Here is a 15,930-nt window from a genome sequence, read left to right as displayed (position 1 = left end):
AGGAGTAAATGACCAAAGAAAATATCAAACTTTTTTCAGAAATGCATGCAGAGCCTCAATGGTTGCAAGACTTGCGCCAGAAGGCTTTTGATAAAATGGATGACTTAGAGCTACCCGTGATTGAACGTGTGAAATTTCATCGTTGGAATCTTGGAGATGGCACAATCATAGAAAGTGAACCTCTCACTGCTGTACCGGACTTCACTGCGATTGACAATCAATTAAAATTGGTTCAGCATGGGACTCATACAGTATTTGAACAAATTCCAGTTGACTTGGCGAACCAGGGTGTTGTCTTCACAGATTTTCACTCAGCCTTGGAAGAAATTCCAGAGCAAGTAGAAGAATTTTTTATGTCATCCGTTAAATACGATGACGACAAGTTGGCCGCTTACCACACAGCTTATTTCAATAGTGGAGCTGTTCTCTATATTCCAGATAATGTAGAAATTGCAGAGCCAATCGAGGGTGTATTCTACCAAGATAGTGATAGCGATGTACCATTTAACAAGCACATCCTGATTATCGCTGGTAAAAACAGTAAGTTTAGCTACCTCGAACGCTTAGAATCTCGCGGAGAGGGAAGTGCTAAAGCAACTGCCAATATCACGGTCGAAGTGATTGCGCGTTCTGGAGCGCAAGTGAAGTTTGCAGCGATTGATCGCCTCGGGGAGAATGTTACTGCCTACATTAGCCGCCGTGGCAAACTAGGCAAGGATGCCAGCATTGACTGGGCGATCGGTGTTATGAACGAAGGAAATGTCGTTGCTGACTTTGATAGTGACTTGATAGGAAATGGAAGCCATGCAGACCTTAAGGTTGTAGCCTTATCTAGTGGGCGTCAAGTGCAAGGGATTGATACCCGTGTAACCAACTATGGTTGCAATTCAGTGGGGAATATTCTGCAACATGGTGTTATTCTTGAAAAGGCAACCTTGACCTTTAACGGGATTGGCCACATTATCAAGGGAGCAAAAGGGGCTGATGCCCAACAAGAAAGCCGTGTGTTAATGCTTTCTGATCAAGCACGTTCTGATGCCAATCCAATTCTTTTGATTGATGAAAACGATGTGACAGCGGGTCACGCAGCTTCTATCGGTCAAGTTGACCCTGAAGATATGTATTATTTGATGAGCCGTGGCTTGGATCAAGCAACTGCAGAACGCCTAGTGGTTCGTGGCTTCCTTGGATCAGTGATTGTGGAGATTCCAGTTAAAGAAGTTCGTGAAGAAATGATCCAAACCATTGAAGATAAATTATTGAAGAGATAAAGATGATAGATGTCGAAAAGATTCGGAAAGATTTCCCGATTTTAGATCAAATTGTGAATGATGAGCCGCTTGTCTATTTGGATAATGCAGCGACGACACAAAAACCAAAAGCTGTCTTAGAAGCTATGAATCAATATTATCAAGAGGATAATGCCAATGTTCACCGCGGGGTCCATACCTTGGCCGAACGGGCGACCGCTTTCTACGAAGCAGCAAGAGAAACTGTCCGTCGCTTTATAAACGCTTCCTCAACTAAAGAGGTCTTGTTTACAAGAGGGACCACGACAGGCTTGAACTGGATTGGTCGGTTTGCAGAAGAAATCCTAAAAGAGGGGGATGAGGTTCTCATTTCCATTATGGAACACCATTCCAACATCCTTCCTTGGCAGGAAGCTTGTCGGAAGGCAGGAGCAAAACTGGTGTATGTCTATTTGAAAGACGGTGGTCTGGATCTAGAGGATTTCCGAAAAAAATTGACAGATCGAACCAAGTTTGTTTCCATTGCTCATGCCTCTAATGTACTCGGGGTGATAAATCCTGTCCAAGAAATCGCTCAATTGGCCCATGAAAAAGGAGCCATTGTGGTAGTGGATGGGGCTCAATCAGTCCCTCATATGAAAATAGATGTTCAAAAACTAGATGCAGACTTCTTTGTCTTTTCGGGGCATAAAATGGCTGGTCCTACAGGGATTGGAGTCTTGTATGGAAAAGAGCAATATCTCAACCAAATGTCACCTGTTGAATTTGGTGGAGAAATGATTGACTTTGTCTATGAACAATCAGCAACCTGGAAGGAACTTCCTTGGAAATTCGAAGCAGGGACTCCCAATATGGCTGGCGCCATTGGTTTAGCTGCGGCGATTGATTATTTGGAGGCTATTGGCATGGATGCGATTGAGCGTCACGAGCAAGACTTGATTGCCTATGTCTTTCCCAAACTTCAAGCGATTGAAGGCTTAAAAATTTATGGCTCCCAAGATTTAGCGAAACGTTCAGGGGTGATTTCCTTCAATTTAGGGGATTTGCATCCTCATGATCTTGCGACTGCCTTGGATTATGAAGGGGTTGCCGTTCGGGCAGGCCACCATTGTGCTCAACCTTTAATCCAGTATTTGGAGGTTCCGGCGACTGCTCGAGCTAGCTTTTATCTCTACAATACAAAAGAAGACTGCGATAAGCTTGTAGAAGCGCTGATAAAAACAAAGGAGTTTTTCAATGGCACTTTCTAAATTAGATAGCCTCTATATGGCAGTAGTGGCTGACCATTCAAAAAATCCCCATCATCATGGAAAGATTGAAGGAGTTGAACAAATCAACCTGAACAATCCTACCTGTGGGGATGTGATTAGTTTGTCTGTTCAGTTTGATGATAAAGGAGTGGTCAAGGATATTGCCTTTGTCAACTCAGGTTGTACGATTTCGACGGCTTCTGCTAGTATGATGACGGATGTTGTCCTAGGAAAATCAAAGGAAGAAGTGCTAGAGTTGGCGACTATTTTTTCAGAAATGGTTCAAGGCAAAGAAGATGCCCGTCAAGACCAGTTGGGAGATGCTGCTTTTTTAGCTGGGGTTGCTAAATTCCCGCAACGGATCAAGTGTTCGACCCTAGCCTGGAATGCTCTCAAAAAAGCAATTGATTCTCAATCGTAATGATGCATAAGAGTGTGCAAATTCTAGTGTGCCCTTTAACCGATTTTCTTCTTACTTAATTGACTCAAAACTTGGATGCTTATGGTCCAGACTAGAAGATGAATCATATGGAAAGAGCGCTAAAAAGAAAATGAAAGGAAAGATATGACAGAAGAAAGAGTAGAACCAAAACCAATTGATCTTGGTGAATATAAATTTGGCTTTCACGATGATGTAGACCCGATCTTGTCGACAGGAAAAGGGTTGAATGAATCAGTTATTCGTGAGTTATCTGCTGCGAAAAATGAGCCGGAATGGATGCTGGAGTTCCGTTTGAAGTCCTATGAAGCATTTAAAAAAATGCCTATGCAAACATGGGGGGCAGACTTGTCAGATATCGATTTTGATGATTTGATTTACTATCAAAAACCATCTGATAAACCTGCACGTAGCTGGGATGAAGTGCCTGAAAAAATCAAGGAGACGTTTGAACGGATTGGGATTCCAGAAGCAGAGCGTGCTTACTTGGCCGGAGCAGCAGCTCAGTATGAGTCTGAAGTGGTTTACCACAATATGAAGGAAGAATTTGAGAAGTTAGGAATCATCTTTACCGATACAGATTCTGCCTTGAAGGAATATCCAGACTTGTTCAAGCAATACTTTGCTAAGTTGGTACCTCCGACAGATAACAAGTTAGCAGCATTAAACTCAGCAGTATGGTCAGGCGGAACCTTTATCTATGTACCGAAGGGTGTAAAGGTTGATGTTCCTTTGCAGACTTACTTCCGAATTAACAATGAAAATACAGGTCAGTTTGAACGAACCTTGATTATTGTCGATGAAGGAGCAAGTGTCCACTACGTAGAAGGATGTACAGCGCCAACTTATTCAAGCAACAGCTTGCATGCTGCTATTGTCGAAATCTTTGCTTTGGATGGCGCTTATATGCGTTATACAACTATCCAAAACTGGTCTGATAACGTCTATAACTTGGTAACGAAACGGGCCAAGGCGATGAAAGATGCGACGGTTGAATGGATCGATGGGAATCTCGGTGCCAAAACAACTATGAAATACCCATCAGTTTACCTAGATGGAGAAGGTGCACGTGGGACCATGTTGTCGATCGCTTTTGCCAATGCTGGGCAACACCAAGATACAGGTGCTAAAATGATCCACAATGCTCCTCACACGAGCTCTTCAATTGTTTCGAAATCTATTGCTAAAGGTGGAGGAAAGGTTGACTACCGTGGACAAGTGACCTTCAATAAAGATTCAGCGAAATCGGTTAGTCACATCGAGTGTGATACCATTATTATGGATGACTTGTCTGCATCTGACACCATTCCATTTAATGAAATCCACAATTCACAAGTTGCATTGGAACATGAAGCTAAGGTCTCAAAAATTTCAGAGGAACAATTGTATTACCTCATGAGCCGAGGTTTGTCAGAATCTGAGGCGACTGAAATGATTGTCATGGGATTTGTAGAACCCTTCACCAAAGAACTACCGATGGAATATGCAGTTGAGCTTAACCGCTTGATTAGCTATGAAATGGAAGGATCTGTCGGCTAATAGGAGCAAGGAGTAGTAAATGGGCTTCTTAAAAAAATTATTTGGTAATGTTGAAAAAGCGAATAAGGGCGAAATTCCTGCAGAGGAAATTGTTCCCTCATTTACAAACGATCTAGCCGAAGAAGCGGATGGTTATTGGAGACAAATGGAACAAAATCTCTTGATCAATGCTGTGAAGGCCGTTGGTGGCCCTGATAAAGCTGATCGTGTCTTCATGCTAGTGAATTTTAAGCCAGGTCAAGAAACATTTGACTTGTATTATCAAGTCGATGGGAAATTAATTTCTTGGCAAGAATTAGATCCAGCGCTAGTGGAAAAAATTCGTCTTCAACTCTTGCCACAAGCACCAGCTGTAGCCCGTGCAGTAAATGAAAATTACGAAGCTGCGAGTGTTCCTGTGATTATCTATGCCATGCTTCAATTAGAAACGGCAACCATGGCTTGGTTTGGTCGTAAATTAACAACAGCTACTCCTGAAGCTAGCTTATCTTTTGAAGAATTGGTAGCAGGTTGGCGTGGGGTGATTGAAGAAGAAATCCCTACTCATCCAATAGACAGCGACACTGCTTTTCCTTATTTCGAAGTTCGATAGAAGTTCTATTGGCCGATTCAACTAAACAAAAAAAGAGGGGGACCTCTTTTTTTGTTTATTAGCATTTATAGCTTTTCGTTGACGTAACGAACAAATTTATTCCACCATACCTTTAAGAAGAAACTTTTTTGGATAGTTTCTCCGCTCACCATTTCCATACTAGGAGCTTTACCTTCGATATACCCTCGCCCGATGGGTTCTGGGTCGGTGTAGGTGAGGGTCCCTAGGGAAGTACCTTTCTTTAAGGGAGCGCTAAAAGAAGGTTGGCTGCTTTCGAAGGTGATTTTAGGTTCTGCTTGGCTTCCTTGCCGTTCGATCACGATGAAGTCATCCTTGGCAACAGCAATAGCGCTGGTTTTCTTGCCATCAAGGACCGTTGATTTGCTGTTGTTGTAGGCTTCGCCTTTGCTGACAATCAAGTTTGCAACAAAATTTTGGCTCACGTAATTCATCAGATTAGCTGTTGCAACAAATCGTGCGTAGGGATCTTCATCGATTGCTTCGACACCAATGACAACAGTAATTATTCGAATGCCGTTTTGATTAGTAGAAGCTACAAATGAAATGCCTCCTTTTTCGGAATTTCCAGTTTTTAGACCATCTACTCCTGCTCGATAGTTGGGCATGTTCTCCAGCATATAATTGCTGCTCTCCAATTGAATTCCAGCAAATTCTGCGTGGGAAAGGGAGGTGATTTTGGTAACTTCAGGGTAGTCTTCTAAGAGATGTTTTGCAATGACTGCAACATCATAAGCGCTCAGCTTATTTTCGGTGTTTTGCTTTTTGTTTTCCTCATCACCATCAATGATAGCTTGATTCAACCCACTAGCATTAATAATCGTAGCGTCTTTAATCCCCCATTTCTTTAGTTTTGCTTGCATGAGGATGATGAATTTTTCCTCGCTTCCAGCTACTTTTTCAGCTAAGGCGATGGCAGCGCTATTGGCGTTTGATACAAGGAGAGCAGTGAGCAGGTCTTTAACCTTGTACTTGCGAGCTTCCATGGGGACGTTACTGATTCCTTCGACAGCTGTTAGTTGGTAGGCTTTGTCCGAAATATCCACGTCGTCATTTAAAGATAATTTTCCTTGTTGAATGGCTTCATAGACGAGATAAGTGGTCAAAAGGTTGCTGATTCCACCAACCTCTTTTTTCTCTTCGCTATTTTTTTCGTAGAGTATTTTACCTGTTGTCCCATCAATCGCAATAGCATGCTGGGCTCCAAGGTCTAGGTCCTCCGCTTTTACAGGAGAAGTACTGAGAAGCGCAAGCATTAGACAAAGAAGTAAAGTGATTATTTTTTTCACGTTTGAATCCTCGATTGTTTTTTGTCTCTACTATTGTATCATAAAAGAAGGCAACTGCTCTAATCCTATTTTTGCTCTCTTAGGACTCGAAGGTCATAGGCAAATTTGAAAGATAGTTGGTAAAATGGAAGAAATAGTGTATAATGGTAGAAAACCTAACATAAGGAGATAGTGATGAAAGTAAATAAACGGTTCGTACTGGCCGGTGTTTCTCTAGCCAGCGCTCTTCTATTGACAGCCTGCGGTGGTGGAAGCAGCAATCAATCTACTTATTCTTATATTTATTCAACAGATCCAAATACATTGGACTACATAGCATCGACTCGTACAACGACGTCTGATATTACAAGTAACCTTGTTGATGGTTTGTTAGAAAATGATAAATATGGAAATTTAATCCCAAGTTTGGCAGAAGACTGGACAGTTTCAGAAGATGGCTTAGTCTATACCTATAAACTTCGAAAAGATGCTAAATGGTACACCAGTGAAGGGGAAGAGTATGGTGCTGTAACAGCTCACGATTTTGTGACAGGGGTCAAACATGCTGTGGAATCAAAATCTGAAGGTCTCTTCTTAATCCAAAACTCCATTAAAGGTTTGGATGCCTATGCCAAGGGTGAAACGACAGATTTTAAGACGGTTGGCGTGAAAGCCCTAGATGATTACACCGTTCAATATACCTTGGAACGTCCAGAAAGCTTTTGGAATTCTAAGACGACATCAGGCGTCCTTTTCCCAGTTAACGAAGCTTTCTTAAAATCTCAAGGAAAAGACTTTGGTTCTTTGAAACCAAGTAGTATTCTCTATAACGGTCCATATTATTTGAAGAATTTAACTTCAAAATCTCAAATTGAGCTTGTAAAAAATAAAGAATACTATGATGAAAAGAATGTTCATATTGATAATGTGAAGTTGACCTACAATGACGGGTCAGATCCAGAATCTGTTATCAAGAAATTTGAGAATGGACAATATTCATTTGCGACAGTAATGCCAAACAGCTCCACTTATAAGAGTGTGAAAAAGAAATTTGGTGATAATATTGTTTATGGTGTTCAATACGGCACATCATACTACCTAGGCTTCAACATTGATCGTCAGAAGTATAACCATACAGCTAAAACGACAGATGCTCAAAAATCGTCCACAAAACAAGCAATTTTAAACAAAGATTTCCGTCAAGCTGTGAATTTTGCCTTTGACCGTGAAGCCTATGCAGCTCAAACATCAGGAGCAGATGCAGCGACCAAAATCCTTCGGAATACCTTGGTTCCACCGACTTTTGTTCAAGTGAATGGCGAAGAGTTCGGTAAGGTTGTTGAGAAGCAATTAGTGACCTATGGAGATGAGTGGAAAGATGTCAATCTAGATGATGCACAAACCACTCTCTACAATCAAGAAAAAGCCAAGGCTGAGTTTGCAAAAGCTAAAGAACAACTGCAAAAAGAAGGGGTAGAATTCCCAATTCATTTGGATTACGTTGTCAGTCAAACGGATAACAGTCAGGTACAACAAGCTAGCTCCTTTAAACAATCCGTAGAAGCTGTTCTCGGTGCAGACAATGTTGTCGTAGATATTCAGAAATTATCTGATGATGACTTTAACAATATTACCTATTTCACAGATACTGCTGCTGAGAAAGATTATGACCTTGCAGGCGGAGGATGGGTTCCAGACTACCAAGATCCATCTACTTATTTAGAGAGTTTAAGTCCTGTTAACGGTTCTGTTTTCTACTATCTAGGTGTGGATGCAGGCTCAAACAGTCCTGCTATTTCAGCAGTTGACTTTGGGAAGTATGCAGAACTCTTAAAAGATGCCAATGCTGAAGTGAATGATCAAGCTGTACGCTATGAGAAATACGCAGCTGCTCAAGCATGGCTAACAGATAGTTCATTGATCTTGCCGACTGTTTCAAATGGTGGAACTCCAATGTTGCAACGGACTGTTCCATATAGTCGTGCGGCTTCATGGGTTGGAACAAAAGGAACTGGAACCAACTATAAATATCTTGAACTTTCAGAAGAAGTCATCAAGACAAAGGATTACGATGCAAGCAAAGAAAAATGGTTAAAAGAAAAGGCTGAATCCAATAAAAAAGCTCAAGAAGAATTAAAGAACCACATCGAATCGAAATAGAAAAAAATAACTAGGATAGTAAGAGTGCATAAGTTTATGTAAGGAAGGAGCCACTAAAAGGATTGATTTTTTAGACAGTCCCCCACTCAGTGGCTCCTTTCACTTGCCAAATATTCAGAAAATTTAGTTTACTTTTTTCCTCACTTATGCTATAATTCTATCTAAATTCAATAAAATGGAGACTCAAAATGAAAAAAAGTAAAGTTTTTGCATTTGCCGGAGTAACATTGCTCGCAGCAACTTTCCTTGCAGCATGTTCTGGCTCAAAAGATAGCAAGTCTGCATCAAAAAAAGATACAACATATGGCTATGTTTATACAGATGATCCAACAACTTTGGATTACACCGTATCTTCCAAAGCTTCCGTACATGATATTACAACAAACGGTGTAGATGGTTTGTTGGAAAACGACAAATACGGAAACCTTGTACCATCTATTGCTGAAGACTGGTCTGTTTCAAAAGATGGTTTGACCTATACTTACAAAATCCGTAAGGGTGTTAAATGGTATGATGCTGATGGTGAAGAGCATGGGGAAGTAACAGCTCATGACTTCGTTACTGGATTGAAGCATGCGGCGGATAAAAAATCAGAATCTCTTCCATTGGTAAAAGACTCAATCAAAGGATTGAAAGACTACTCAGAAGGAAAAATTTCAGATTTCTCTGAGGTTGGAGTCAAAGCAGTGGATGACTATACTCTTGAGTATACTTTGAACCAACCAGAAACTTTCTGGAATTCAAAAACAACTAATGGTGTTCTTTTCCCAATTAGTACAGATTTCTTGAAGAGCAAGGGTGATGAATTTGGTCAACCAGGTAATGTTAAATCAATCTTGTTCAATGGTCCATTCCTTTTGAAATCAATCACTTCTAAATCAGAAATCACTTTTGAAAAGAATGAAGAGTATTGGGATAAAGACAACGTTCATATCGACAAGATCAAATTCTCTTATTATGATGGATCAGACCAAGATTCATTGGCGCGTGGCTTTAGCGATGGTTCATATTCCCAAGCTCGTCTATTCCCTGCTAGCTCTAACTTTGCGTCTGTTGAAAAAAAATACAAAGACAATATCTACAACACACAGCCTGGTTCTGGTGTAGCAGTCTTAGGTTTCAACATTGACCGTCAAGCCTACAACCATACTTCTAAGACGTCAGATGACCAGAAATCTTCTACTAAGAAAGCTATCTTAAACAAGAATTTCCGTCAAGCCATCACCTTTGCCTTGAACCGTGAGAATTATTCAGCCCAAGTCAATGGTAAAGACTATGCTAAGGCTGCTATTCGGAATATGTACACTGCACCTGCCTTTGTTCAAGTAAACGGTAAAGACTTTGGTGATGTAGTAGCAGACAAGTTGCAAACTTATGGAGATCAATGGAGTGGCGTGAACCTTGCAGATGGTCAAAACGGCCTTTATAGTAAGGAGAAAGCAAAAGCTCAGTTTGAAAAAGCAAAAGCTGAACTCCAAAAAGATGGTGTTCAATTCCCAATCCACTTGGATGTTCCGGTTGCACAAAACTCAACAAACTTTGTGTCACGGATGCAATCCTTCAAACAATCAGTTGAAGAAACACTTGGTACAGAAAACGTTGTTGTGGACCTTCAAATGATGGACCAAGATGAAGTCTTGAACATTACATTGAACGTACCATCAGCTGCAGAAACTGACTGGGATCTTCAAGGGCTTGTAGGATGGAATCCAGACTACGATGATCCATCTACTTACCTTGACACCTTGCAACCATCTTCACCAGACCAGACTAAGACTTACCTTGGATTTGCTGGTGGTGTCGATAATGCTTCTGCTAAAGCAGTCGGTTTAGATGAATTTGCGAAATTGCTTGATGATGCAGAAAAAGAAACTCAAGATGTAGTGACTCGTTACGATAAATTTGCAGCAGCTCAAGCTTGGTTAACAGATAGTGCATTAGTGATTCCAACTATGACAAGTTCAGGTGCTGGAACAGTTGTTTCAAAAGTAGTTCCATTCTCTGGACCTTCATCACAAACAGGTAACAAAGGATCAACTTATTTCAAATATGTTGAAGTTCAAGATGAACCTGTCACTAAAAAACAATATGATCAAGAACGTGAAAAATGGTTGAAAGAAAAAGCTGAATCAAACAAGAAGGCTCAGCAAGATCTTGAAAAACACGTTAAATAATCACCTTCATCAGAACTTTCTCTAATAGGGGAGAAAGTTCTTTTGAACATTAAAGGAACGGAATATGAAAAAATATATATTTATGCGTATTTTACGTTCGTTGGTGTCGATCTTTTTGGTTACGACATTGACGTATACAATTATTTATACGCTAACCCCAAGAAATTTAATTTTCAAAAACGACCCTAACTATAATAAGATTGCGAAAACAAAAGACTCTAAAATCAATTATGAAAATACAGTCTATGATCGCATGGGGTATATAGAATATCTTGATTCAAAAGCTTTGAAAGAAAAAGCAAGTAAGGAAGACTCATCAGTAACAGTAGAGCCTACTAAAGAAAACGAGAAGATTTACAAAAAGTACATTTCTAACCTTGGAAATGGCTGGGTATTGAAACGTTTCCCTGAAAATAAAGGTTTTTACGCTACTCGTGAAGTCCCTGTTTTTGAACGTGTCATTGGATTCTATGGTAATCTGATTCAGATTGACCATCCAAATGTCATCAAAGATGCTTCAAATCCAAAACTTGAACGTTATATTCGCATTGAAAATGACCCAGCTATTGGTTGGTCAGTAGTTGGTTCGGGGACTAAACATAAATATCTTTTGTATTTCAATGGTCAATTCCCGTTCATTCATCAAAATTTTGTATCGTTAAACTTGGGTGAATCTTACCCAACTTATTCAAATACACCAGTTCTTCAGGTTATTACCCAAGGACAAGGTACAACTAAGAAGAGTGAAGTAAACTTCCCAACAGGGAAAAAAGAATCTTCTATCAATATCTACTCTCGTACTTACAAATCACCAAGCAAGGCAGATGCTCAAGATATCGCCCGCTTTGGTAAAGGAGATGCTTATACAGCAACTTTGAGTAATTATGAAAATCCATCCATGATTGTGAGCTCGTCTATTATCGGCTTGATCGGGATTGCAATTGCTTATTTGATTGCGATTCCATTGGGATCTTACATGGCCTTGTTGAAGAATACATGGTTTGATAGCGCCTCAACCGCTGTCTTGACATTGATGATGGCTCTTCCAACGATTGCCTTGGTCTACATTGTCCGCTTGATTGGTTCAACAATCGGTCTTCCAGACTCCTTCCCAGTCTTAGGAGCTCAGGACTGGAGATCGTATGTTCTTCCTTCTGTCATTTTGGGACTGTTGACCGCTCCAGGTTTGGCTGTTTGGATTCGCCGTTATATGATTGACTTGCACTCACAAGACTTTGTCCGTTTTGCACGTGCTAAAGGACTTTCTGAAAAAGAAATTTCACGCAAGCATATTTTCAAGAATGCCATGGTTCCAATCGTTACAGGGATTCCTGTTCAATTGGTTTTGGTTATTTCAGGGGCAACCTTGACAGAAACAGTCTTTGCCTTCCCTGGTATGGGTAAAATGTTGATTGATTCCATCAAGGCATCGAATAACACTATGGTAGTGGGTCTTGTCTTCATCTTTACTGTTCTTGCTGTATTTGGAGCAATGGCCGGTGATATTCTCATGGTTATGGTAGACCCTCGTATCAAATTGACAACTAAGAAAGGAGGCAAATAATGTCTACAATCGATAAAAAGAAATTCCAATTTGTTGAACGTGATGACTTTGCCTCTGAAACAATTGATGCGCCGTCGTACTCCTACTGGAAATCAGTATTTCGCCAATTTTTTAAAAAGAAATCAACTATTTTCATGTTAGCAGTCTTGGTTGGCATTCTCTTGATGAGTTTTGTTTATCCAATGTTTTCAAACTTTGACTACAATGATGTAAGTAAAGTAAATGACTTCACTGCTCGTTTGAACCCGCCAAGCGCCAAAGCCTTCTTCGGTACAGATAACAATGGTAAATCCTTGTTTGATGGAGTTTGGTTTGGTGCCCGCAATTCGATTATCATCTCCTTTATTGCTACCTTGATCAACGTTGTGATCGGAGTAGTAATCGGTGGGATTTGGGGTGTGTCAAAATCAATCGACCGCTTCATGATGGAAGTTTATAACGTTATTTCAAACGTTCCATTTATGTTGATTGTTATTGTCTTGACTTACTCAATCGGTGCTGGTTTCTGGAACTTGATTTTGGCGATGACAGTGACAGGATGGATTGGGATTGCTTACTCTATCCGTGTCCAAATTATGCGTTACCGCGATTTGGAATACAACTTGGCCAGCCGCACCTTGGGGACACCAACTCTTAAAATCGTGACGAAAAATATTTTGCCACAGTTGGTTTCTGTTATTGTGACGACAACTACACAGTTGTTGCCAGCCTTTATTTCGACTGAGGCCTTCCTTTCCTTCTTTGGATTGGGATTGCCGATTACAGTTCCAAGTTTAGGACGTCTTATTTCAGACTACTCACAAAACGTAACAACCAATGCGTATCTTTTCTGGATTCCATTGACAGTCTTAGTCTTGGTATCCTTGTCATTCTATATCGTTGGACAAAACCTTGCAGACGCCAGCGATCCACGTACACATAGATAGGAGGAGTAGGTATGACAAATGATAAAAATGTAATCTTATCTGCTCGCGATATCGTAGTAGAATTTGATGTTCGGGATCGTGTCTTAACAGCTATTCGCAATGTCTCTTTGGACCTTGTTGAAGGAGAGGTCATGGCGCTTGTTGGTGAATCAGGTTCTGGTAAATCTGTTTTGACAAAAACTTTTACTGGGATGTTAGAAGAAAACGGACGAATTGCCAATGGGACCATTAATTATCGCGGGCGAGAATTAACAGAACTCAAGTCAAACAAAGATTGGGAAGAAATTCGTGGTGCAAAAATTGCAACGATCTTCCAAGACCCAATGACCAGTTTGGACCCGATTAATACAATCGGATCACAAATTACAGAGGTTATTATTAAACACCAAGGCAAGAGTGCCAAAGAAGCCAGAGAAATGGCTATTGACTATATGGAAAAGGTGGGAATCCCGGAAGCAGAACGTCGCTTTGATGAATATCCTTTCCAATATTCAGGCGGGATGCGCCAACGGATCGTTATTGCTATTGCGCTTGCTTGCCGTCCTGATATCTTGATCTGTGACGAGCCTACAACGGCCCTAGACGTAACTATTCAAGCCCAAATTATTGACTTGTTGAAATCATTGCAAAAAGAATATAACTTTACAACAATCTTTATCACCCATGATTTAGGTGTAGTGGCAAGTATTGCAGATAAAGTTGCCGTAATGTATGCTGGTGAAATTGTAGAATTTGGTAAAGTAGAAGAAATCTTCTATGATCCAAGACATCCTTATACATGGAGTCTTCTTTCAAGTTTGCCACAGTTGTCTACTTCTAAAGGTGATTTATATTCTATCCCAGGGACTCCTCCATCATTGTATTCACCAGTGAAAGGTGATGCCTTTGCTTTGCGCTCAGACTATGCTATGCAAATTGATTTTGAGGAACACCCACCGGTTTTCAATGTTTCAGATACACATTGGGCTAAAACGTGGCTCTTGCATGAAGATGCACCAAAAGTTAATAAACCAGAAATTATTGATAATCTTCATGAAAAGATTAGTGCGAAAATGGGATTCACTACAATCAAGGACTAGGAGAAGGAAATGTCAGAAAAATTAATAGAAGTTAAAGATCTAGAAATTTCCTTCGGTGAAGGAAGTAAAAAATTTGTAGCTGTAAAGAATGCAAATTTCTTCATCAATAAAGGGGAAACATTTTCCCTCGTTGGTGAGTCTGGTAGTGGGAAGACCACAATTGGTCGAGCAATCATTGGTTTGAATGACACTAGTGCAGGAGACATTTTATATGATGGCAAAAAGATCAACGGGAAGCAATCTCGCAAGGATGAAAATGAATTAATCCGAAAAATTCAAATGATTTTCCAAGACCCAGCAGCTAGCTTAAATGAGCGTGCAACAGTCGACTATATTATTTCAGAAGGATTGTACAATTATCACCTCTTCGAGAATGAAGAAGATCGAGTACGTAAAGTAAAAGAGATTATGCATGAAGTTGGTCTCCTAGCAGAGCATTTAACTCGTTATCCCCATGAATTCTCTGGTGGACAACGCCAGCGGATTGGGATCGCTCGTGCCTTGGTAATGGAGCCAGAATTTGTTATTGCAGACGAACCAATTTCTGCCCTAGACGTATCAGTTCGTGCACAAGTATTGAATCTCCTGAAGAAATTCCAAAAAGAGTTGGGCTTGACCTATCTCTTTATCGCACACGATCTTTCAGTAGTTCGTTTTATCTCTGATCGTATTGCGGTTATTTACAAAGGTGTTATTGTAGAAGTAGCTGAAACGGAAGAATTGTTTAACAATCCAATTCATCCTTACACACAATCTCTACTATCTGCAGTTCCAATTCCAGATCCAATCCTAGAACGCAAAAAAGTTCTGAAAGTTTATGATCCTGATCAGCATGATTATTCAACTGACAAACCAGAAATGGTTGAAATCAAACCAGGGCATTACGTTTGGGCAAATAAAGCAGAACAGAAAAAGTATAAAGAACTTATGTAATCATAAGAAAACGAGGAGAACCTGCTTCTCGTTTTCTATTTTTTTAAAAAAAGAAAAACTTTTTTTAAAAAAATAGAAAAAAGATATTGACAAGAATAATTGGTCGTGATATACTAATATAGTTGTCGCGCGAGAGCGACAAAGACCTTTGAAAACTGAACAAGACGAACCAATGTGCAGGGCGCTATAACGGAAGTTATAGTAACTGAACAATAAAAAAACAATAAATCTGTCAGTGACAGAATGAGTTTAGACAAACAATTATTTTAATGAGAGTTTGATCCTGGCTCAGGATGAACGCTGGCGGCGTGCCTAATACATGCAAGTAGAACGCTGAAGCTTGGTGCTTGCACCGAGCGGATGAGTTGCGAACGGGTGAGTAACGCGTAGGTAACCTGCCTGGTAGCGGGGGATAACTATTGGAAACGATAGCTAATACCGCATAACAGTGGATGTCGCATGACATTTGCTTGAAAGGTGCAATTGCACCACTACCAGATGGACCTGCGTTGTATTAGCTAGTTGGTGAGGTAACGGCTCACCAAGGCGACGATACATAGCCGACCTGAGAGGGTGATCGGCCACACTGGGACTGAGACACGGCCCAGACTCCTACGGGAGGCAGCAGTAGGGAATCTTCGGCAATGGACGGAAGTCTGACCGAGCAACGCCGCGTGAGTGAAGAAGGTTTTCGGATCGTAAAGCTCTGTTGTAAGAGAAGAACGAGTGTGAGAGTGG

The 15,930-nt window shown here is 40.6% G+C and carries 12 protein-coding genes and 1 rRNA gene; 12 read left to right on the top strand and 1 reads right to left on the bottom strand.

What is annotated here, in order from left to right; all coding sequences use genetic code 11:
* Positions 1–8: 8 nt before the first annotated feature.
* From sufD to D8785_RS05375, 5 genes are all read left to right on the top strand, one after another.
* Positions 9–1,271, top strand: coding sequence for a Fe-S cluster assembly protein SufD (sufD, locus tag D8785_RS05395; protein WP_125374739.1), 1,263 nt, complete (start codon positions 9–11; stop codon positions 1,269–1,271).
* 2 nt (positions 1,272–1,273) lie between these two features.
* The gene (locus tag D8785_RS05390; protein ID WP_125374738.1) at positions 1,274–2,500 is read left to right on the top strand and encodes a cysteine desulfurase; all 1,227 of its coding nucleotides are present in this window, start codon (positions 1,274–1,276) and stop codon (positions 2,498–2,500) included.
* Positions 2,487–2,921: a Fe-S cluster assembly sulfur transfer protein SufU gene (gene sufU / locus D8785_RS05385; RefSeq protein WP_023022211.1), complete on the top strand. Its 435-nt coding sequence runs from the start codon at positions 2,487–2,489 to the stop codon at positions 2,919–2,921. Before D8785_RS05390 ends, sufU begins: the two co-directional genes overlap by 14 nt.
* Positions 2,922–3,065: 144 nt before the next feature.
* Complete coding sequence (gene sufB / locus D8785_RS05380; protein ID WP_023022212.1) at positions 3,066–4,478, top strand: Fe-S cluster assembly protein SufB; 1,413 nt, start codon at positions 3,066–3,068, stop codon at positions 4,476–4,478.
* Between the two features lie 19 nt (positions 4,479–4,497).
* Positions 4,498–5,070 carry a hypothetical protein gene (locus D8785_RS05375; protein WP_125374737.1) on the top strand — a complete coding sequence of 191 codons (573 nt, stop codon included), beginning with the start codon at positions 4,498–4,500 and terminating at the stop codon, positions 5,068–5,070.
* A 65-nt stretch (positions 5,071–5,135) separates the two neighbouring features.
* Here the strand turns inward: D8785_RS05375 and pbp3 are convergent, their stop codons facing one another.
* On the bottom strand, positions 5,136–6,377 hold the full coding sequence (pbp3, locus tag D8785_RS05370) for a D-alanyl-D-alanine carboxypeptidase PBP3 (protein ID WP_125374736.1): 1,242 nt from the start codon (positions 6,375–6,377) through the stop codon (positions 5,136–5,138).
* A gap of 174 nt (positions 6,378–6,551) precedes the next feature.
* Here pbp3 and D8785_RS05365 point away from each other — a divergent pair, with 174 nt between their 5' ends.
* From D8785_RS05365 to D8785_RS05335, 7 genes are all read left to right on the top strand, one after another.
* Positions 6,552–8,516, top strand: a complete 1,965-nt coding sequence (locus D8785_RS05365; RefSeq protein WP_125374735.1) for a peptide ABC transporter substrate-binding protein — start codon at positions 6,552–6,554, stop codon at positions 8,514–8,516.
* A 188-nt stretch (positions 8,517–8,704) separates the two neighbouring features.
* Entirely contained in the window at positions 8,705–10,690 is a 1,986-nt protein-coding gene (locus D8785_RS05360) for a peptide ABC transporter substrate-binding protein (RefSeq protein WP_125374734.1), read from the top strand.
* 64 nt (positions 10,691–10,754) lie between these two features.
* Positions 10,755–12,254 carry an ABC transporter permease gene (locus D8785_RS05355; protein WP_125374733.1) on the top strand — a complete coding sequence of 500 codons (1,500 nt, stop codon included), beginning with the start codon at positions 10,755–10,757 and terminating at the stop codon, positions 12,252–12,254.
* The gene (oppC, locus tag D8785_RS05350) at positions 12,254–13,180 is read left to right on the top strand and encodes an oligopeptide ABC transporter permease OppC (protein WP_048692005.1); all 927 of its coding nucleotides are present in this window, start codon (positions 12,254–12,256) and stop codon (positions 13,178–13,180) included. Before D8785_RS05355 ends, oppC begins: the two co-directional genes overlap by 1 nt.
* 11 nt (positions 13,181–13,191) lie before the next feature.
* Positions 13,192–14,259, top strand: coding sequence for an ABC transporter ATP-binding protein (locus D8785_RS05345; RefSeq protein WP_125374732.1), 1,068 nt, complete (start codon positions 13,192–13,194; stop codon positions 14,257–14,259).
* 9 nt (positions 14,260–14,268) lie between these two features.
* Positions 14,269–15,192 (top strand): ATP-binding cassette domain-containing protein, encoded by a 924-nt coding sequence (locus D8785_RS05340; protein ID WP_125374731.1) that lies wholly within the window; start codon positions 14,269–14,271, stop codon positions 15,190–15,192.
* Positions 15,193–15,457: 265 nt separating this feature from the next.
* Positions 15,458–15,930, top strand: a 16S ribosomal RNA gene (locus D8785_RS05335); the annotation flags it as partial.

This window comes from Streptococcus australis, assembly GCF_003943615.1.
Lineage (GTDB): Bacteria > Bacillota > Bacilli > Lactobacillales > Streptococcaceae > Streptococcus > Streptococcus australis_C.
This window is presented reverse-complemented; position numbering and strand designations above follow the sequence as displayed.